This window comes from Chachezhania antarctica (assembly GCF_003646465.1).
GTDB lineage: Bacteria > Pseudomonadota > Alphaproteobacteria > Rhodobacterales > Rhodobacteraceae > Chachezhania > Chachezhania antarctica.
Genome location: NZ_QZEX01000002.1, coordinates 403845 through 422530 on the forward strand (window position 1 = coordinate 403845; position 18686 = coordinate 422530).

18 protein-coding genes are annotated in these 18686 nt (G+C 65.0%); 8 read left to right on the forward strand and 10 right to left on the reverse strand.

Annotated features, from left to right (window positions below; translation table 11 throughout):
- Nucleotides 1-35: 35 nt before the first annotated feature.
- A complete protein-coding gene (gene dctP, locus D4754_RS05685; protein WP_240453760.1) occupies nt 36-1085 on the reverse strand; it encodes a TRAP transporter substrate-binding protein DctP in 1050 nt (349 codons plus the stop codon).
- A 301-nt stretch (nt 1086-1386) separates the two neighbouring features.
- On the opposite strand from dctP, the gene D4754_RS05690 reads away from it, so the two are divergent.
- Nucleotides 1387-2001 carry a TetR/AcrR family transcriptional regulator gene (locus D4754_RS05690; protein WP_121061950.1) on the forward strand — a complete coding sequence of 205 codons (615 nt, stop codon included), beginning with the start codon at nt 1387-1389 and terminating at the stop codon, nt 1999-2001.
- Nucleotides 2002-2007: 6 nt separating this feature from the next.
- Here D4754_RS05690 and D4754_RS05695 read toward each other — a convergent pair whose 3' ends face one another.
- The 8 genes from D4754_RS05695 to D4754_RS05730 form a co-directional block, all read right to left on the reverse strand.
- Nucleotides 2008-2907, reverse strand: coding sequence for an acyl-CoA thioesterase (locus D4754_RS05695; RefSeq protein WP_240453761.1), 900 nt, complete (start codon nt 2905-2907; stop codon nt 2008-2010).
- A gap of 1 nt (nt 2908) precedes the next feature.
- A complete protein-coding gene (locus tag D4754_RS05700; protein WP_121061951.1) occupies nt 2909-3883 on the reverse strand; it encodes an ABC transporter ATP-binding protein in 975 nt (324 codons plus the stop codon).
- The gene (locus tag D4754_RS05705; RefSeq protein WP_121061952.1) at nt 3880-4866 is read right to left on the reverse strand and encodes an ABC transporter ATP-binding protein; all 987 of its coding nucleotides are present in this window, start codon (nt 4864-4866) and stop codon (nt 3880-3882) included. The genes D4754_RS05700 and D4754_RS05705 overlap by 4 nt, the downstream gene beginning before the upstream one ends.
- A complete protein-coding gene (locus tag D4754_RS05710; protein ID WP_121061953.1) occupies nt 4866-5777 on the reverse strand; it encodes an ABC transporter permease in 912 nt (303 codons plus the stop codon). The genes D4754_RS05705 and D4754_RS05710 overlap by 1 nt, the downstream gene beginning before the upstream one ends.
- Complete coding sequence (locus D4754_RS05715) at nt 5770-6726, reverse strand: ABC transporter permease (protein ID WP_121061954.1); 957 nt, start codon at nt 6724-6726, stop codon at nt 5770-5772. The genes D4754_RS05710 and D4754_RS05715 overlap by 8 nt, the downstream gene beginning before the upstream one ends.
- Before the next feature lie 72 nt (nt 6727-6798).
- On the reverse strand, nt 6799-8289 hold the full coding sequence (locus tag D4754_RS05720) for an ABC transporter substrate-binding protein (RefSeq protein WP_163025788.1): 1491 nt from the start codon (nt 8287-8289) through the stop codon (nt 6799-6801).
- Between the two features lie 293 nt (nt 8290-8582).
- The gene (locus D4754_RS05725) at nt 8583-9047 is read right to left on the reverse strand and encodes a GNAT family N-acetyltransferase (RefSeq protein WP_121061956.1); all 465 of its coding nucleotides are present in this window, start codon (nt 9045-9047) and stop codon (nt 8583-8585) included.
- A 124-nt stretch (nt 9048-9171) separates the two neighbouring features.
- Nucleotides 9172-10173, reverse strand: coding sequence for a hypothetical protein (locus D4754_RS05730; RefSeq protein ID WP_121061957.1), 1002 nt, complete (start codon nt 10171-10173; stop codon nt 9172-9174).
- A 254-nt stretch (nt 10174-10427) separates the two neighbouring features.
- On the opposite strand from D4754_RS05730, the gene D4754_RS05735 reads away from it, so the two are divergent.
- Both D4754_RS05735 and preA read left to right on the forward strand, forming a co-directional pair.
- Nucleotides 10428-11786, forward strand: coding sequence for an NAD(P)-dependent oxidoreductase (locus tag D4754_RS05735; RefSeq protein WP_121061958.1), 1359 nt, complete (start codon nt 10428-10430; stop codon nt 11784-11786).
- 62 nt (nt 11787-11848) lie between these two features.
- Entirely contained in the window at nt 11849-13153 is a 1305-nt protein-coding gene (gene preA / locus D4754_RS05740) for an NAD-dependent dihydropyrimidine dehydrogenase subunit PreA (RefSeq protein WP_121061959.1), read from the forward strand.
- A gap of 353 nt (nt 13154-13506) precedes the next feature.
- Here the strand turns inward: preA and D4754_RS05745 are convergent, their stop codons facing one another.
- Entirely contained in the window at nt 13507-14172 is a 666-nt protein-coding gene (locus D4754_RS05745; RefSeq protein WP_121061960.1) for a TetR family transcriptional regulator C-terminal domain-containing protein, read from the reverse strand.
- Nucleotides 14173-14327: 155 nt separating this feature from the next.
- On the opposite strand from D4754_RS05745, the gene D4754_RS05750 reads away from it, so the two are divergent.
- The 5 genes from D4754_RS05750 to D4754_RS05770 all read left to right on the forward strand — a co-directional run bounded on the left by D4754_RS05750 (nt 14328) and on the right by D4754_RS05770 (nt 18684).
- Nucleotides 14328-15578, forward strand: a complete 1251-nt coding sequence (locus D4754_RS05750; protein ID WP_121061961.1) for a Zn-dependent hydrolase — start codon at nt 14328-14330, stop codon at nt 15576-15578.
- Between the two features lie 73 nt (nt 15579-15651).
- Nucleotides 15652-15975 (forward strand): hypothetical protein, encoded by a 324-nt coding sequence (locus tag D4754_RS05755; protein WP_163025789.1) that lies wholly within the window; start codon nt 15652-15654, stop codon nt 15973-15975.
- Nucleotides 15976-16020: 45 nt separating this feature from the next.
- Nucleotides 16021-17475, forward strand: a complete 1455-nt coding sequence (gene hydA, locus D4754_RS05760; RefSeq protein WP_121061963.1) for a dihydropyrimidinase — start codon at nt 16021-16023, stop codon at nt 17473-17475.
- Between the two features lie 10 nt (nt 17476-17485).
- Nucleotides 17486-17908, forward strand: a complete 423-nt coding sequence (locus D4754_RS05765) for a VOC family protein (RefSeq protein WP_121061964.1) — start codon at nt 17486-17488, stop codon at nt 17906-17908.
- Nucleotides 17905-18684, forward strand: a complete 780-nt coding sequence (locus tag D4754_RS05770; RefSeq protein WP_121061965.1) for an ABC transporter ATP-binding protein — start codon at nt 17905-17907, stop codon at nt 18682-18684. Before D4754_RS05765 ends, D4754_RS05770 begins: the two co-directional genes overlap by 4 nt.
- The last annotated feature ends 2 nt before the right edge of the window (nt 18685-18686 follow it).

Consider the following 18686-nt stretch of genomic DNA (forward strand, 5'->3'; position numbering starts at 1 on the left):
CGAAGCGCCCCGGCCGGTCGGTCAGAACAGGGACCTTAGTTGTAACCCAGGTCGGACATCAGGGTCTGGTAGATCCCCGCGGCCTTCTCAGCCAGCGGGCCCTTCGCGGCCTCGGTCGCCATGATGTCTTTCGACGCCTGCCCCATGACGGTCAGCACTTCCTCGGGAAGCTCGATCACTTCGACGCCGTTTTCATCCATGCCCGCGGCAAGCGCGATGGCTTCCTTGTGCATGTATTCCGACGACCGCTGGAAGAAGCGGATCTCCATCAGGTCCAGAAGCGCCGCGCGCAGATCTGGCGGCAGATCCTCCAGCGCGTCTACGTTCACGATGAACGCGTCGATGGTGAAGCCGAGCGCCGGTTTGACGTGGTACTTCGCGGCCTCCCACAGCGACATGGACTTGGCACCGATGGCCGCGCCCCAGTGCGCCCCGTCGACAACGCCCGACGACAGCGACTGGTACAGTTCGGACCCCGGAATGTACTGCGGCGCGGCGCCGGCGGCCTTCAGGTAATCCAGCATCGTGCCCGATGACCGGATCTTCAGACCTTCGAAATCGGCGGCCGAGGTGATGGGCTTCGACACCACCATTTCGGTCGGATAGGCCTTTTCCGACATCAGCAGAACGCCGTCTTCGACCAGTTCCTCGTTCACCAGATCCTCGAGCCCGAGGTTCTTGGCCGCATGCTGCACTTCCCAGCTTTCGCGGAACGTGCCGGGTATCCCGTACAGGAAGCCCGCGGCCTGCGCCTTGTCCTGGATGTAGGACGGGCTGATCGTGCCCATGGGCACAACGCCCTTGCGCACAAGATTGTAGATGTCCGGTCCCTTGGCGAACTCCCCTGCGCCATAGAGTTCCAGCTTGAAGCGGCCGTCGGTGCGTTCCAGAAGCTGGTCGGCCAGAACCTGAAGGCTGTCATCGAACGAGCTGGACGCCTTGGGCCAGTGCGATTGCACGCGCCAGGTAACTTCGGGTTCGGCAGCCGCAGCGGCGCTTCCGATCAGCGCGGGAGCCGCAAGGGCGCCCATCGCGGCACCACGCAGCATGGCACGACGGTTCACACGGTTTGAATTTGTGGTCACTTTTTCCTCCCCAAAGTGGTGTCATGGGACGACAATTTTTTGCCTGTCCCATGTCAGGATACCATAAGGCGCCGTGAAAACTGCTGTCAAATGAACTTACTTGAAAGACCTTTTTTGTACTTCTGGGTCTATTGATCCGCGGCCCATGATGGTAACGTGGACGGGGCTTGCGTTCACGGGCTTCGGGCTGTGCTGCCGGCCGGACGGATGGCGCTGCGCACTGCCAGGGCCGCTGCCCCGCGCCCCGGGCTGGCGATGGCGGATGTAACGTACAGGGTATCGCGAAAAGGGTTCGGGACATATGGCAAAGTGGGATGGCGCGGTCGCATCGCGGGAAGAAGTCCGGCAGCTGAAGCGGCGCGCGGCGTTGCGGGTGGCGGCGCGGATCTTCAACGAAAAGGGCTATCACGCGACCTCGCTCGACGAGGTGGCCGATGTCATCGGGGTCACCAAGACGGCGCTTTATTACTACTTCAAGAACAAGGAACAGTTGCTGTATGAATGCATCAAGCTGACCTACGATTGCGGCCAGACCGCACGCCTTGAAAGCGAGGCGCTGGACGGCCCCGCCATCGACAAGCTGACATTCCTGTATCGCCGGTTCATCGAACTTCTGATCGTCGAACGCGGCGCCTATACCACGATGGCCAATATCCGCGCCCTGCCCGAAGACGCCCAGGCCGAACTGCTGGAGCGCCGCCGGAACCTCGACCGCTATTCCCGGATGCTGATCGAAAGAGCCATTGAAGAAGGCGCGATCCGCGAAGTCGATGTGCGGCTGACCTCGAACTTCTTCCTTGGCGCCGTGAACTGGATTCTGCGCTGGCACACCGAAGACGACGCGATGAGCCCCGAAGAGGTGGCCGGGCATTTCCTCGACTTGTTCCTGAACGGGATCGTCAAGAAAGACGCTTGAACACGTCTACCTGGACTTGCCGTCTTTCGATCCGATCTGCCGCATCAGACCTTCCTGCGCCGTCTGCGCCACCAGCTTGCCATCGCGAGTAAAGACCTTGCCGTGGGACAGGCCGCGGGACGCACCCGACCAGTTGCTGTCGGAGACGTAGAGCAGCCAGTCGTCCAGGCGCGCGTCCTCGTGCAGCCAGACCGAATGGTCGAGGCTGGCGCAACGCATGTCGGGATCGGCAAAACCGCGGCCGTGGGGCATCAACGCCGTGCCCATGAATTGCATGTCAGATGCGAAGGCGATGCCCGACCGGTGCAGTTGCGGATCGTCCGGCATCGGGCCCTTGGCACGGATCCAGACGGCGAATTGCGGCTCCATCGGCTTGTGGACGTAAGGCGCGCGGACAATCGTGGGGCGCAGTTCCACCGGCCGGTTTTCGGCCAGGTAGGTGCGCAGCCGAACGGGGAGCTTGTCGGCGTAGAACTCGTTCAGCTCGATCTCGTTCTTGAACTCTTCGGGGCCCGGCACGTCGGGCATCTCGGCGGTGTAGGACAGCCCCTTTTCGCGGATCTGGAACGACGCCGACATCGTCAGGATCGGCTTGCCTTCCTGGATTGCCACGACGCGGCGGGTGGAAAAGCTGCCGCCGTCGCGATCACGCGAAATGTTGTAGAGGATCGGCTTCTCGGCCACGCCTGCCCGGATGAAATAGGCATGCAGCGAATGCGCCACGCGCTCGGGCGCCACGGTCTGCGCCGCCGCCATCAGCCCCTGCCCGATGATCTGCCCGCCGAACAGGTGCCCGCGCGCACCGGGCGCCGCGATCCCGCGGAAATAGTCTTCTTCCAGGCGTTCGACCGTCAGAAGTCTCACGAAACGGTCGATCAGGCTCTCGGTCGCGGGCATTTCGCTCATGTCAGCTCATTGGATGGTGGCACGCGACTGTGTGCCCCGGGGCAAGCTCCTGCGCAATGGGGACTTCTGACGCACAACGGTCGGTGGCCAGCGGGCAGCGCGTGCGGAACCGGCAACCCGACGGTGGGTTGATTGGCGACGGCAGTTCGCCCGGCACCAGTTCCAGCGTGTTGGGCTCGGCGTCCGGGTCGGGTTCCGGCACAGCGGCGATCAGGTTGCGCGTGTAGGGATGGGCCGGCTTGCGATAGATCGTTTCGGCATCGGCCAGTTCGCAGAGCATGCCCAGGTACATCACCGCCACCCGGTCCGAGACATGCTTCACCACCGCCAGATCGTGGGAGATGAACAGCATCGTCAGCCCGAATTCTAGCTTCAGATCCTCCAGCAGGTTCAGCGTCTGCGCCTGGACAGACACGTCGAGCGCCGAGACGGCTTCGTCACAGACCAGCAATTCCGGCCGCAGGATCAGCGCGCGGGCGATGGAGATCCGCTGGCATTGCCCGCCCGAGAATTCATGCGGCCGGCGGTTCAAGGCCTGTTCGCCGTTGAGGCCCACGCGGTCCAGCATGTCGATGATGCGCTGGTCCCGGGCCTCTCCCGTCTCCTTCTCGCGGGCGATCTCCAGCGGTGCCGACAGGATCTCCCGCACCGTCTGGCGGGGGTTGAGCGAGGCGATGGGGTCCTGGAACACCATCTGGAAGCGGCGGCGGGCCTTTTGCAGGTCGCTGTGGCTGAGCGACGCCAAGTCGACCCCATCCAGCACCACGCGCCCCGATGTGGGCCGCGGCAACTGCATCACCGCCCGCGCGGCCGAGGATTTGCCGCAGCCGCTTTCGCCCACCAGCCCCAGTGTTTCGCCCTTCTTCACATGCACCGTCAGCCCCGACACTGCATGCACCCGCGTGCGGCGGGTCAGCCGGTATTCGACCGTCAGGTCCTCCAGCGACAGGAACGCGTCTTCCACAATGTCCTTCATGCCGGTTCCTTCATGCCCAGGGGATAGTGGCAGGCGTACATGTGCCCGGCCTCGGTCACGGGTTCCGGGCGCACGCGGTGGCAGCGGTCGCTGACATGCTTGCAGCGGGGCGCGAAGGCGCAGCCCGGGGGCGGGTCGATCAGGTCGGGCGGGCGGCCGCCGATGGCGTCCAGCCTGCGATGCGCCGGGTCGCTGATCCGCGGGATCGAGGACAAAAGCGCCGCGGTGTAAGGCATCCGCGTGCGGTGGAAGATCTCGCGCACCGGGCCCTGTTCGACGATGCGTCCGGCATACATGACGGCCACGTCATCGCAGCGGCCCGCGACCACCCCCATGTCATGGGTGATGAGGATCATCGCCATGTTGTGCTCGCGGACCATGCGTTGCAGCAGGTCGAGGATTTCGGCCTGCACGGTCACATCCAACGCCGTCGTCGGCTCGTCCGCGATCAGCAGGTCCGGGTCACAGCAGATCGCGATGGCGATCGCCGCCCGCTGGCGCATCCCGCCGGACAGTTGATGCGGATACTGGTCGACCCGTATTTCAGGCTGGGGCAGTCCGACCGAACGCAATAGCTCGACCGCCCTCTGCCGTGCCCCCGCTTTCGACAGGCGTTTGTGAAACCGCAAGGTCTCGGTCAGCTGCTTGCCGATGGTCAGCGTGGGGTTCAGCGATGTCATCGGGTCCTGGAAGACCACCGACATCTCGGCCCCCCGGATCGGGCGCAGCTCGCGTTCCGACAGCCGCGTCAGTTCCCGCCCGTTCAACAGCACCCGGCTGCCCGGCCCCGTCACGGCAGCCCGCGGCAGCAGGCCCATGATCGAGCGCGCCAGCACCGATTTTCCGGAACCGCTTTCGCCCACAAGCCCCAGCGTCTTGCCGCGCTCCAGCGACAGGCTGACGCCGCTCACCGCCGTCAGCATACCCCGCCCCGTGGCGAAGGCGGTACGCTGGTTCACGACGTCCAGAACGATCTCTCCCATCAGACCTGGCTCTCCCTGACATCGGCCATGCGGCGGCGGATCGCGTCGCCCACAAGGTTGAAACTGAGAACCGTGGTGAACATCACCGCCGTGGGGATCAGGCTGATCCATGGCGCGGTTTCGAGGTACTCGCGCCCCTCCGCGATGATCCCGCCCCAGCTGGGCGTCGGCGCCTTGACCGACAGGCCAAGGAACGACAGCGCGCCTTCGATGACGATGGCAATCGGGATGTCGATCAGGATGAAGGCAATCAGCGGCCAGATCACGTTGGGCAGGATTTCCCGCACGAGGATCCGGAGGTCCGAGGCGCCCAGCGCGCGCGCGGCCAGCACGAATTCGCGGTTGGCGAATTTCATCGTCGCCGCCCGCGTGATCCGCGCGGCGGTAGGGATGAAGAGAAGCCCCAGCGAGAAGCAGACCATGAAAAGCGACCCGCCGAAGACCAGCGCGAACAGCAGCAGGATCACCAGCCCGGGAATGGCCAGCCATGAATCTATGGCGATGCCCACGACCTCGTCGATCCAGCCGCGCCAGTAGCCGGCGGCCATGCCCAGCACCATGCCGAAGCCCACGCCGATGGCCGGGGCGGCAAAGCCAACGGTCAGCGACACCCGCGCGCCGTAGATCAGCCGCGACAGCATATCCCGGCCCAGATGATCGGTGCCCAGCGGATGCGCCTCGTTCGCGCCGGGCGGCACGCGGAGGGCGACCCAGTCGATCTCGTCCGCGGGCCAGAGACCCAGCCACGGCGCGAAGACCGCCAGCAGGATCACGAAGACCAGCCACGCGACGGGCAGGTACAGGAACGGGCTCAGCTTCTTCTTGCGGGCATAGGCGAGCAGCGCGGCCTCGTGCGCGTCGGTGGTGTCGGGCGTTTTCCCGGCGGTGCCCTGTGACGTCAGATCAGCCATGGGACAGCCTTTCGTTGCGCACCCGCGGATCGAGCCAGGCATAGGCCACATCGACAAGGAAGTTCGCGGCGACGAAGACCAGCGCGAAGAAGGTCACGCAGCCCTGTATGACGATGTAATCGCGGGTGAAGACGGCGTGGATCAGCAAGCGCCCGATGCCGGGAATACCGAAGATCTGTTCGATGATCACCGTGCCCCCCAGAAGCCGCGCCACCTGCAGGCCAAGAATCGTGAGCATGGTGAAGCTGGAGGGCCTGAGCGCGTGGCCCAGAAGGATGCGGAAGTTCGACATCCCCTTGGCCCGGGCGAGCGAAATGTAATCTTCCTGCAGGACGGAAATCATCTCGGCCCTCAGTGTCCGCATCAGGATCGTCCATTCCACCAGTGCAAGCGACAGCGCGGGCAGCAGCATCGGCTTCAGGTTGGCCCACAGCCCTTCGGACAGCGGCTCGTACCCCGTTGCGGGCAGCCAGCCCAGGTTCAGCGAGAAGAAGTAGATCAGCAGGATGCCCGACATGAACGACGGCATCGAGACCGAGGCAAAGGCGATCCCGCCGATGATCTTGTCGGCGGTGCTGTCGGGCCGGAAGGCACAGATCATCCCGGCGGGTACGGCCATCGCCAGCGCCATGAGCTGTGCCAGCAGCATCAGTTCGAAACTGACGGGAAAGCGGTGGACGATCGTCTCCCACACGTCTTCCTTGTTGACGAAGCTCTGCCCCCAGTCGCCGGTGAAGACGCCGGTCACCCAGTCCCAGTAGCGCACCAGGACGGGGCGGTTCAGGCCCAGATCCTCGCGGATCTCCTGCACCTCCTCTTCCGAGGAATTGATGCCCGCCATCTCGTAGGCGACATCGCCGGGCAGGACGTTGACCAGAAGGAATGTGACAAGGGTCACAGCTGCAAGCACGATGGCCAGCCGCTGCACCCGCCGAAGCAAGTAGCGCATGAAGCCCCCCGAAGCGGAGCCGGTCCCGCCCGTCCGGCGCAAGCTACGCCGGACGGTCGAAACACCGGTGTCTTACTCTTCGATATAGGCGCGGGTCACGTCGACCACGCCGCGATAGGGGGCCGGCACGCCCTTGACCTCGGGCCGGGTGAAGGCGTGGTACCGCCCGCCCCCACGATACAGGAGCCCGCCGTCATCGTTCATGATCGACACCATGTCGCACTGCTTCTGCAGACGTTCTTCCATGGTGGTGGCCGTGCGCATCTCCATCGCGAGATCGGCCAGCTTGGGATCGTCGAACCCGGTCAGGTTATAGGACGAGCCCGGCGCCACGTAGGCGAACAGCTGCGGCCCCATGTCGGCGCCATCGGCGATCCGCCAGCCCGAGATGTCGAAATCGTTGGTGAAGACGCGCTTCACCAGCGTCGACTGGTCCACCGGCTGAAGCTCGATCGGGATTCCGGCGGCCTTCGCGGTCTGCTGGTAGATCTCGCCCAGTTCCCGGCCCCGCGGCGTTGCGGTGTGGATCATCACGATGTTCGGGATCTCGGTCTTGCCGGTTTCCGCCTTGTATTGCTCCAGCAGTTCCTTGGCCTTCTCGATATCGAAATGGCGATAGTTCGCCTCCCCGCAATCCATCACCGGCCCCAGCGGATGGGTAACGGCCGGGCGGGTGTTCTGCCACGAGATCTGCACCAGCGCGTCCTGGTTCCACGCATGGGCCAGCGCCTTGCGCAGCAGCGGGTTCGACAGAGGCTCCTTCTTGCCGTTCAGCAGGTTGATCGCGGCGCCCGCCCCTTCCGAGGTCAGCGTGACGATGTCCGGGTCTTCCTTGGCCTCGACGATGGTCGGGCCGCGGTCGGTCCAGATCACGTCCACTTCACCGGATTTCAGCGAGGCAAAGCGGGTCTGCGTGTCGGGCAGGATGCGGAAGGTGATGCGGTCCAGCTTGATCTCGTCCGCGTCGCGGTAATCGGGGTTCTTTTCCACCACGATCCGGTCGCCCGAGGACCATTCCACGAACTTGAACGGCCCCGTGCCCACCGGCGCGCGGTTCTGGGTGCCGGCATCCACCGCGTCGCTGGACGGGATCGGGCCCGACATCGACGTAGTCGCCAGGTAGGGCAGCAGCGCCTGCCACGGATGGGCGAGGTGGAACTTCACCGTGGTCGGATCCACGGCCTCGACATTCTCGATCGACGCGATGAACGTGCGCGAGCGCGACTTGTTCTCGGGGTCCAGAATGCGGTTGTAGTGATGGGCCACGTCCTCGGCATCGAATTTCGAACCATCGTGAAAGGTCACGTCATCGCGCAGCTTGAAGGTCCATTCGGTCTGGTCGTCGTTGGTTTCCCACTCGGTCGCCAGCAGAGGCTCGGCCTCGTTCGTGGAGGGGTTCCAGCGCACCAGCGGCTCCTGGATCGCGCGCATCACGATCTCGCCCGTCTGACCCAGCACGCCGCCATCGACGGTGTCGAAGCCGCGCACGTCGGTTTCGATCGCGACCGTCAGTTCATTGTCGGCAGCGTGAGCACCGGTCCCTGCGACCAGCCAAAGGACCATGGCGGAAGCCGCGACAAGGCCTCGCGCACGTGACGTTGGACGCACCAATCTTGTGTGTTTCATCTTCGATTTCTCCTCCCAAGGATCTTCGATTCCGCTTTTTCGCGGTTATTGGCTGCCAGTTTACTGAACAGGGAGTAAAATGAAGTACTCCTGATTCAGCCAAACGGTGGCGCTGTCCCGGCCGGATTGTGACGCCTTATCAATGCTCTCCGGGCATCCTGACGCTCTTTCACCGGTTCTGGTCCGGCCAGTGTATCAGCAAAACCTGACTCTTGTCAGATGAAAAGTTGCTAGGTTGGCAGGAAAAACTTGCGAAATCTTGCGCCGCCAAGGTCGATCTCTCCCTGTGGCCGCGCACCCAGCCGGTCGAGCGCCCGCAGATGCTTGCGGGACAGCGGCAGCAGGAAGGTCACGTAGGGAATGCGCGGATCGGCGCGGGCAAAGTCCAGCGCCTTGAACGCGATCCGCTGGCCAAGGCCGAACCTGTCGGGTGTCAGGACAAGGCCGAAATCCCAGTCATCGCCTTCCTTCTGGAACCCGCCCCATCCGACATAGGCGCCATCCGCCAGAAAGGCCCAGTGGCCCAGCCCGTCGCGCGTCCAGAACCCTTCCTTCATGTCCACGAAAGCCGCGCAGCGCGCCGCGTCCCAGCCCCCCACCGCCAGCGGCATGTGCGCCACCACACGCGGATCGGACATGTGCGCCGCGATCCGATCCAGCGGGATCTTTGTCAGGCGGGTGAAGGTGATATCCATGGTGGTCTCCGTCGCGCAATCACGCACCGGATAGCGCTCCCATGGGGACAGCGAAACGCACAGCTGATCGCAACCCCGTGTACGCCGCCGTAGGGTGCGTGGTCCCCACGCACCGCAACCCGTCCTACCGCATCCAGAACTTCGCCGCCTTGATCCTGTTGCGGATCACCTGTTCGCGGGTGGGCAGCGCATCGCGGTCGAACATCGCGCGCACCTTGTCGCCCCGCCCCTGGTAGACCGTGCGCTTGATCGGCTCGTATTCCTTCAGGACCTTCTTTACCCAGTTGGGCGCGGCGACCTCTTCCAGCACCTTGACCGTCCGGTCGCTCTCCTGCGCGTAAAGCAGCGGGAAATGCCGGTAATGGCAGCTGACCGTGCCGTCCAGATATCCGTCCGGCAGCGCATCCCGCCCGCCACCCAGCGAATGGATCACCAAAGGCAGCGCCACCTGGTCCAGCCAGGGATCCAGCGACTGGCCAACAAGCTCTACCGGCGGATCGTCCCGGATCACCAAGGCGTAGTCCAGGAACCGGTCCCCGAAGAGACGCGGGCACTTGTAGTAGAAGTAGCCCGCATTGAAATACAGGTACCGCCGCCAATGTTCGTCCGGCTGCGACAGGTCGAGGCTGGAGTCGAAATCCAGTCCGAACCGGTCGTACAGCGATTTCCACATCGCCGCGTAGCCCGGGCCATAGAGCGTCGGCACAGGCCACGTCCCCTCGCGGCGCAGCGAGGCGGAGGGCCGGTCGAAATCGAACGGGACCGAGGTCAGCTCCCCCGTGATCAGCGTGTCGGTGTCGAAGAAGACGAACGGCTCGCCTTCGGGCAGGGCCTGCAACGCCTCGATCTTGTTGCCATAGGGGTAGGACTGGCCGAACACCTTGTTCTCGAACGGCAGGATCTCGACCTTCAGCCGTTTCAAGGCCTCCAGCACAGGGTCATGGCTGATCGTCGGATCCTTCACCCATCTCGGCCCGTGGGTCGGCACGGCCACGAACAGGCGTCCCTTGAACGCCGGGCTCCTGGCGCGCAGCGAGGCGGCGAAAAGAACCGCCTCGTACTGAAGCCGTCCGGCCTGTCCGATGACGACGACATTGAAATCGGGGGGCAAGGCCGTCTGGGGCATGGTCGGTTCACTCGTTCCCCTGCGCGCGGTGCGCGGGTTGTGGCGGTCGGATGCAACGCTATCATTCCGTAGCAGAACGAAAACCCGCCGCAAAGCCTCAGCCCGCTGACAGTCCAAGGCCCCGTCTGCCGATTTTTTGGGCAGCAGCGCCGGCAAACAGCACCTTGAGGCAAACTTGAAAAATTTACCATTTGATAAAAAAATCGGATCTGTCAGTCTGGAGGGGCAGAGTTGTACCGTTTCGGGAGAATGCCATGGGTGCCAGCACACAGAAGGCCAGCACACGAAAAGAACGCGCGGACGGGATCGTCGCCGGTCGCCGGACCAAGGCCCAGATCGCCGACAATTTCTCGGACCTTCATCCGCCCCTGGCCCCGCACGAAGCGGCGGTGGCGGCGGACCGCTGTTATTTCTGTCACGACGCGCCCTGCGTGACGGCCTGCCCCACCGACATCGATATCCCGCTGTTCATCCGCCAGATCCAGACGGGCTCTCCCATGGGGGCCGCGCAGACGATCTTCGATCAGAACATCCTTGGCGGCATGTGCGCCCGCGTCTGCCCCACGGAAACGCTGTGCGAGGAAGCCTGCGTGCGCGAGACCGCCGAAAGCCGGCCCGTCGAGATCGGCCGCCTTCAGCGCTACGCCACCGACACGGCGATGCGCGCGAACAAGCACCCCTATGACCGTGCCGCGCCCACCGGCAAGACCGTCGCCATCGTGGGCGCCGGCCCCGCGGGCCTCGCCTGCGCGCACCGGCTGGCCATGCTGGGCCATGACGTCGTGATCCACGAAGCCAGGCCCAAGCCCGGCGGCCTGAACGAGTACGGTATCGCCGCCTACAAGACGCCGATGAACTTCGCCGCGGCCGAGGTCGACTGGCTCCTCTCCATCGGCGGCATCACGATCGAGACGGGCTCCGCCCTGGGCGAGGCCATCTCGCTCGACGGCCTGCGCACCAATTATGACGCCGTGTTTCTTGGCATGGGCCTGGGCGGCGTGAACGCGCTCAGGGCCGAAGGGGCCGACATGGCCGAAGACGCCGTGTCCTTCATCGCCGATCTGCGGCAGAGCGCCGACCTGACCGTCCTCCCCATCGGCCGCGACGTCGTGGTGATCGGCGGCGGCATGACGGCCATCGACGCCGCCGTGCAATCGAAGCTGCTGGGCGCGGAAAACGTGACCGTCGCGTACAGGCGTGGCCAGGAGGACATGGGCGCCTCCCGGTTCGAACAGGATCTGGCCGCGTCCAAGGGCGTGAAGCTGATGTTCAACGTCCAGCCCGATGCGGTCAAAGGCGATGGCAAGGTCGAGGCGATCACGCTCACCTACACCGAAACACGCGACGGCAAGCTGGAACCCACCGGCGAAACGGCCACCCTGCCCGCCGACCAGGTCTTCAAGGCCATTGGCCAGACGCTTGTGGCCGTGCCCGACGGGCTCACGCTGGAGGGCGGCAAGATCGCCGTGACCGGCCCGGGCCGCACCGCGCTGGCGGATGTCTGGGCGGGCGGCGATTGCGCCGCGGGCGGCGAGGACTTGACCGTCACCGCCGTTGCAGAAGGCCGCGACGCCGCGATGGACATTCACGCGAAACTCACCGGTGCCGCCTGACGCGGCACACGGCCAAGACACGGACCCTAGCGTCCCGATCCAGACCGTAACGGAGGCAAGCCATGGCTGACCTGACGACCGACTTCCTGGGCATCAAAAGCCCCAATCCGTTCTGGCTGGCCTCTGCGCCGCCCACGGACAAGGAATACAACGTCCGCCGCGCCTTCGAGGCCGGCTGGGGCGGCGTGGTGTGGAAGACGCTGGGCGAAGCGGGCCCGCCCGTCGTCAACGTGAACGGCCCCCGCTACGGCGCGATCTACGGCGCGGACCGTAGGTTGCTGGGCCTGAACAACATCGAACTGATCACCGACCGCCCGCTCGAGACGAACCTGGAAGAAATCGCCCGGGTCAAGGCCGACTACCCCGACCGGGCGGTGATCGTGTCGCTGATGGTCCCGTGCGAGGAAGCCTCGTGGAAGGCCATCCTGCCCCGCGTGGCCGAGACCGGCGCAGACGGGATCGAGCTGAACTTCGGCTGCCCCCACGGGATGAGCGAACGGGGCATGGGCGCCGCCGTGGGCCAGGTGCCCGAGTACATCGAGATGGTTACCCGCTGGTGCAAGGAAAACTACGACAAGCCGGTGATCGTGAAGCTGACGCCCAACATCACCGATATCCGCTACCCCGCCCGCGCGGCCCATGCCGGTGGTGCGGACGCCGTGTCGCTGATCAACACGGTGTCCTCGATCACGTCCGTGAACCTCGACAACTTCAGCCCGGAACCCATGATCGACAGCAAAGGTTCGCACGGCGGCTATTGCGGCCCGGCGGTGAAACCCATCGCGATGAACATGGTGGCCGAAATCGCGCGCGATCCGCAAACCGCGGGCCTGCCGATCTCCGGCATCGGCGGCGTCACCACCTGGCGCGACGCGGCCGAGTTCATGTCGCTGGGCTGCGGCAACGTGCAGGTCTGCACCGCGGCGATGACCTATGGCTTCAAGGTGGTCGAGGAAATCAAGGCCGGCCTCTCCCGCTGGATGGACGAAAAGGGCTTCACCTCGACCTCCGATTTCGTCGGCCGTGCGGTGCCCAACGTGACCGACTGGCAGTACCTGAACCTCAACTACGTCGCCAAGGCCCGCATCGACCAGGATCTCTGCATCAAGTGCGGCCGCTGCTACGCCGCGTGCGAGGACACCTCGCACCAGGCCATCGCGATGAACCCGGGCCGCGTGTTCGAGGTGAAGGACGACGAATGCGTCGCCTGCAACCTGTGCATCGACGTCTGCCCGGTGGAGGATTGCATCACCATGGAGCGCCTCGCCCCCGGCACGGTCGACCCGCGCACCGGCAAGGTGGTCGAGGCGGAGTACGCCAACTGGACGACCCATCCCAACAATCCGTCGGCCCAGGCCGCGGAGTAGCCGAAGGCGCCTTTCGGCGCCTGCCTCCGGCGGGAGTATTTGGGGAAAGAAGAAAACAGGACCGCCACTGACCGGCGCACATGTATCGCCCCAAAGCCATCTCTGCGGAGCCACCGTCGCCTGGGGCCGATCGGAGCGGTCGCGTCCTTCCCGTCAAGGGGCCGCAGGCCCGCGCGGATGCGCGGCTTGCCCTTGACGGGAAGGATGTGAGCGCTCAGGCCCCAAACAGGCGACGGTGGATTCGGAGAGATGGCGGCCCCATCTCTGTGGTGAACCCGAGCTGACCTGCCCGAAACGCCCCGAACGTCCAAGACCCCGCCGTAGGGTGCGTGCTTCGCACGCACCGCCCCGGATCAGGGAACCAGCGTCCGCCGATAGAGCGTTTCCAGAAAGGCCGGTGCGCCATCCAGCGGGTCCTCCCCGCCAAGAACCGCGCGGACCTGCACGTCGAAATCGGCGTAATGCTGGGTCAGCGACCAGATCGAGAAGATCAGGTGATGGGGATGCGATGTTGCAAGGCGGCCGTCGTCCATCCAGCCCTGGATCACCGCGGCCTTCTCGTCGACCAATACTTTCAGATCCGTGCCCAGCGTATCGCCGATCCGGGGGGCGCCCTGCACGATCTCGTTCGCGAAGAGACGGCTTTCGCGGGGAAACTTGCGGCTCATCTCCAGCTTGCGGCGGACATAGGCCAGGATCTCGTCCAGCGGCTCGCCGTTCGGGTCGATCTCGCGCAGGGGGTCCAGCCAAGTATCCAGAAGGCCGTTCAGGAGCGCCTCGTGCATCGCCTCCTTCGACGGGAAGTAATAGAGCAGGTTCGGCTTCGACAGCCCGGCCCGCCCCGCGATTTCATCCACCGTGGCGCCGCGAAAACCGCGTTCGGAGAACACCTCCAGCGCCGCATCCAGGATCAGCGCGCGCTTTTCCGTCTGGATCCGCGTGGCCGGGCGGGACGCGCCACTGGCCTCGCCTTCCTGTGCACGGTCACGCGCCGCGCGGGGTGCCGGATTTTTGGGCATATGCTTTGTCGGCGGGCGAAACCGCCGTCCCTGTCGCTTGACTGCTCTCTCCCCCGTGATAGCGTTGCTTTGACCGATTGGTCAAATCATGCGACCCGGCCCGGCTTCGACCTGTTGCAGCCGGGCTCAGGCACGACAAGAGGCGGCAGCTCCCCATGGCAGCACCCGGAGAGAACCTGAAGATCGATGGCGCCCGGCTATGGGACAGCCTGATGGAGATGGCCAAGATCGGCCCCGGCGTGGCGGGCGGCAACAACCGCCAGACCGTGACCGACGCAGACGGCGAAGGCCGCGCGCTGTTCCAGAAATGGTGCGAGGACGCGGGCTGCGAAATGGGGCTCGACCAGATGGGCAACATGTTCGCGATGCGGCCCGGCACCGATCCGGAGGCCCTGCCCGTCTACATGGGCAGCCACCTGGACACCCAGCCCACGGGCGGGAAATACGATGGCGTGCTGGGCGTGCTGTCGACGCTGGAAGTGATCCGCACGCTGAACGACATGGGCGTGAAGACGAAGCACCCGATCGTCGCCACCAACTGGACCAACGAGGAAGGCACCCGGTTTGCGCCGGCGATGCTGGCCTCGGGCGTGTTCGCGGGCGTGCACACGCAGGACTGGGCCTACGGGCGGACGGATGCCGAAGGCAAGGCGTTCGGCGACGAGCTGCAGCGGATCGGCTGGCGGGGCGAGGAAGAGGTCGGCGCGCGCAAGATGCATGCCTTCTTCGAGCTGCACATCGAACAGGGCCCGATCCTTGAGGCCGAGGGCGCGGATATCGGCGTCGTGACCCACGGCCAGGGGCTGTGCTGGCTGCAGATGACGGTCACCGGCAAGGACGCGCATACCGGCTCGACCCCCATGCCGATGCGCAAGAACGCGGGGCTGGCCATGGCGCGGATCATGGAAGTGGTGGACGAGGTCGCGTGGTCCTACCAGCCCAATGCCGTGGGTGCGGTGGGCCATATCGACATCTATCCGAACTCGCGCAACGTGATCCCCGGCAAGGCCGTCTTCACGGTGGATTTCCGGACGCCGGATATCGAGGTGCTGAAGGCCGCGGAGGCCACGATCCGCGAGCGCGCGCAGAAGATCTGCGACGACATGGGCGTGGAAGTGGAGTTCGAGAAGACCGGCGGCTTCGACCCGGTGGAATTCGATCCCGGCTGCGTCGACATGGTGCGCCGGGCCGCGGAAACGTTGGGCTATTCCCATCGCGATATCGTGTCGGGCGCGGGGCACGATGCCTGCTGGATCAACCAGGTGGCGCCGACGGCGATGATCTTCTGCCCCTGCGTTGACGGGCTGTCCCATAACGAGGCCGAGGAGATCAGCCCCGAATGGGCCGAGGCCGGGACCAACGTGCTGCTGCACGCGGTGCTGGAAAAGGCCGAGGTCGTGGCGTGATTGCGACGCCGGGGCAGATCGGGGGCCAGCCCCCGAACCCCCGGAGTATTTTTGGAAAGAAGAAGACAGGGGCGTGATGGCCGAGGCGGCACCGGAAGCTGAGAGCATAGACGCGTTGCTGGATGCGGAGATTGCCGGTTTCGACGACGGCAGCCGCGCCGGGCGGATGACGCTGGCGGCGTTTCGGGCGGCGCGGCATCGGCCCCGGAAGATCACGGTGAACTTTTCGGGCGGGTTCACGCAGAAATGCTGGTCGGTCACGCGAACGGACGGGTGTTACTCGGTGATCTACTTGCCGAGCGCGGGCTACTTCTCGCTGTGCGTGGACAGCGATTTCGGACCTTTGGATATCGGCGTGCACGGGCCCGCCATCGGATGCTTTGCATCCGTGCAATAGGGAACGGGTGCTTTGCATCCGAGCAGCAGAACAGGGAGTTTTGTCATGACCACCGTCATCAAGAACGGCACCATCGTCACCGCGGATCTGACCTACAAGGCCGATGTGCTGATCGAAGGCGGCGTGATCGCCCAGATCGGGCCGGACCTGAAAGGCGACGAGGTGCTGGACGCCACCGGCTGCTATGTCATGCCCGGCGGGATCGACCCGCATACACACCTGGAGATGCCGTTCATGGGCACGTACTCCAGCGACGATTTCAACTCGGGCACGCAGGCGGCGCTGGCGGGCGGCACCACAATGGTGATCGACTTCGCCCTGCCCAACCCGGGCGAAAGCCTGCTGGATGCGCTGAAACGCTGGGACAACAAGTCGACCCAGGCGCATTGCGATTATTCGTTCCACATGGCCGTGACATGGTGGGGCGAGCAGGTCTTCAACGAGATGGAGACCGTCGTCAAGGAACGCGGGATCACCACCTTCAAGCACTTCATGGCCTACAAGGGCGCACTGATGGTCAACGATGACGAGATGTATGCCAGCTTCCAGCGCCTGTCGGAACTGGGCGCCATCGCGATGGTCCATGCCGAGAATGGCGACGTGGTGGCCGAACTGTCGGCGAAGCTGCTGGCCGAGGGCAATACCGGCCCGGAAGCGCATGCCTATTCGCGGCCCACTCAGGTGGAGGGCGAGGCCACCAACCGCGCGATCATGATCGCCGACATGGCGGGCGTGCCTTTGTACGTGGTCCACACCTCGTGCGAGGAAAGCCACGAGGCGATCCGGCGCGCGAAGCTGGCGGGCAAGCGGGTCTGGGGGGAGCCTCTGATCCAGCACCTGACGCTGGACGAGAGCGAGTACTTCAACACCGATTGGGACCATGCCGCGCGCCGCGTGATGTCGCCGCCCTTCCGCAACAAGATGCACCAGGATTCCTTGTGGAACGGGCTTGCATCCGGCACGCTTTCGGTCGTGGCGACCGACCATTGCGCCTTCACCACCGATCAGAAGCGCTATGGCGTGGGCGATTTCACCAAGATCCCGAACGGGACCGGCGGGCTGGAGGACCGGCTGCCGATGCTCTGGACCTACGGGGTGGGCACCGGGCGGCTGACGCCCAATGAATTCGTGGCCGTGACCTCGACCAATATCGCCAAGATCCTGAACTGCTATCCGAAGAAGGGCGCCGTGCTGGTGGGCGCGGATGCCGATCTGGTGGTCTGGGACCCGGAGAAGGAGAAGACCATTACCGCCGACAAACAGGTCTCGGCCATTGATTACAACGTGTTCGAAGGCAAGCACGTGAAGGGCCTGCCGCGCTTCACCCTGACCCGCGGCCGCGTGGCCGTCCATGACGGCGAACTGCGCCCGCAGGAGGGCCACGGCCAGTTCGTGCCGCGCGAGGCCAACATGTCGGTCAACAAGGCGCTGTCGCAGTGGAAGGACCTGACCGCGCCGCGTCCAGTGGAACGGACGGGCATTCCGGCGACCGGCGTGTGACCGCACGACCATGGCAATGCCCGATCTCCCCGGCGTTCTGGAAGCCGCTCTCTATGCCGACGATCTGGACGCGGCGGAGGCGTTCTATCATGGCCTCCTCGGCCTGCCGGTGGTGATCCGGAAGGACGGGCGGCATGTGTTCTTCAAGGCCGGGCAGACCATTGTGCTGGTGTTCCGGGCCGAGGCCACGAAGGTGCCGCCCGGAGACGACGACCTGCCGGTGCCCACGCATGGCGCAACCGGCGAAGGGCATCTGTGCTTCGCGGCTTCGGCTGCGCAGCTTGACGACATCGAGACTCATCTGAAGGCGAACAACGTGCCCATTGAGGCGGATTTCAACTGGCCGCATGGCCCCCGCTCCATCTATGTCCGCGATCCGGCCGGGAATTCGATCGAGTTCGCCGAACCCGCCCTGTGGGGGATCGAAGAATGAGTGCCCCCGTGATCCAGGCCAGCGCGCTGGACCTGACGTTCCAGACGGGCGACGGCCCCGTGCATGCGCTGAAGGACGTGAACCTTGACGTGCAGAAGGGGGATTTCGTGTCCTTCATCGGGCCGTCGGGCTGCGGGAAAACGACCTTCCTGCGGTGCATCGCGGCTTTGGAGACACCGACCAACGGCACGCTGACCGTCAATGGCATGACCCCGGACGAGGCGCGCAAGGCGCGGAGCTATGGCTACGTGTTCCAGGCCGCGGGGCTTTATCCGTGGCGGACGATTGCGAAGAACATCAAGCTGCCGCTGGAAATCATGGGCTTCGACCGCGCCGAACAGGACCGGCGTGTCGAGCAGGTTCTGAAGCTGGTCGATCTGGACGGCTTTGGCGGCAAGTATCCGTGGCAATTGTCGGGCGGCATGCAGCAGCGCGCCTCCATCGCACGGGCGTTGGCCTTCGATGCGGATCTGCTGCTGATGGATGAACCGTTCGGCGCGCTCGATGAAATCGTGCGGGACCATCTGAACGAACAGTTGCTGGAGCTTTGGGCGCGGACCGAGAAGACGATCTGTTTCGTGACCCACTCGATCCCCGAAGCCGTCTACCTGTCGACCCGGATCGTGGTCATGAGCCCCCGGCCCGGGCGGATCACCGACGTGATCGAAAGCCCCCTGCCCCGGGCGCGCCCGCTGGAGATCCGCGACACGCCGGAATTCATCGAAATCGCCCACCGCGTGCGCGAGGGCCTGCGCGCGGGTCATGCCGATGTGTGAGG

Coding starts and splice junctions, on each gene's coding strand:
- D4754_RS05765 (WP_121061964.1), top strand. CDS start 17,486: ATGGCAATGCCCGATCTCCCCGGCGTTCTGGAAGCCGCTCTCTATGCC.
- D4754_RS05690 (WP_121061950.1), top strand. CDS start 1,387: ATGGCAAAGTGGGATGGCGCGGTCGCATCGCGGGAAGAAGTCCGGCAG.
- D4754_RS05745 (WP_121061960.1), bottom strand. CDS start 14,172: ATGCCCAAAAATCCGGCACCCCGCGCGGCGCGTGACCGTGCACAGGAA.
- D4754_RS05750 (WP_121061961.1), top strand. CDS start 14,328: ATGGCAGCACCCGGAGAGAACCTGAAGATCGATGGCGCCCGGCTATGG.
- D4754_RS05770 (WP_121061965.1), top strand. CDS start 17,905: ATGAGTGCCCCCGTGATCCAGGCCAGCGCGCTGGACCTGACGTTCCAG.
- D4754_RS05725 (WP_121061956.1), bottom strand. CDS start 9,047: ATGGATATCACCTTCACCCGCCTGACAAAGATCCCGCTGGATCGGATC.
- D4754_RS05735 (WP_121061958.1), top strand. CDS start 10,428: ATGGGTGCCAGCACACAGAAGGCCAGCACACGAAAAGAACGCGCGGAC.
- preA (WP_121061959.1), top strand. CDS start 11,849: ATGGCTGACCTGACGACCGACTTCCTGGGCATCAAAAGCCCCAATCCG.
- D4754_RS05705 (WP_121061952.1), bottom strand. CDS start 4,866: ATGGGAGAGATCGTTCTGGACGTCGTGAACCAGCGTACCGCCTTCGCC.
- D4754_RS05720 (WP_163025788.1), bottom strand. CDS start 8,289: ATGGTCCTTTGGCTGGTCGCAGGGACCGGTGCTCACGCTGCCGACAAT.
- D4754_RS05695 (WP_240453761.1), bottom strand. CDS start 2,907: ATGAGCGAAATGCCCGCGACCGAGAGCCTGATCGACCGTTTCGTGAGA.
- hydA (WP_121061963.1), top strand. CDS start 16,021: ATGACCACCGTCATCAAGAACGGCACCATCGTCACCGCGGATCTGACC.
- D4754_RS05715 (WP_121061954.1), bottom strand. CDS start 6,726: ATGCGCTACTTGCTTCGGCGGGTGCAGCGGCTGGCCATCGTGCTTGCA.
- D4754_RS05710 (WP_121061953.1), bottom strand. CDS start 5,777: ATGGCTGATCTGACGTCACAGGGCACCGCCGGGAAAACGCCCGACACC.
- D4754_RS05730 (WP_121061957.1), bottom strand. CDS start 10,173: ATGCCCCAGACGGCCTTGCCCCCCGATTTCAATGTCGTCGTCATCGGA.
- D4754_RS05700 (WP_121061951.1), bottom strand. CDS start 3,883: ATGAAGGACATTGTGGAAGACGCGTTCCTGTCGCTGGAGGACCTGACG.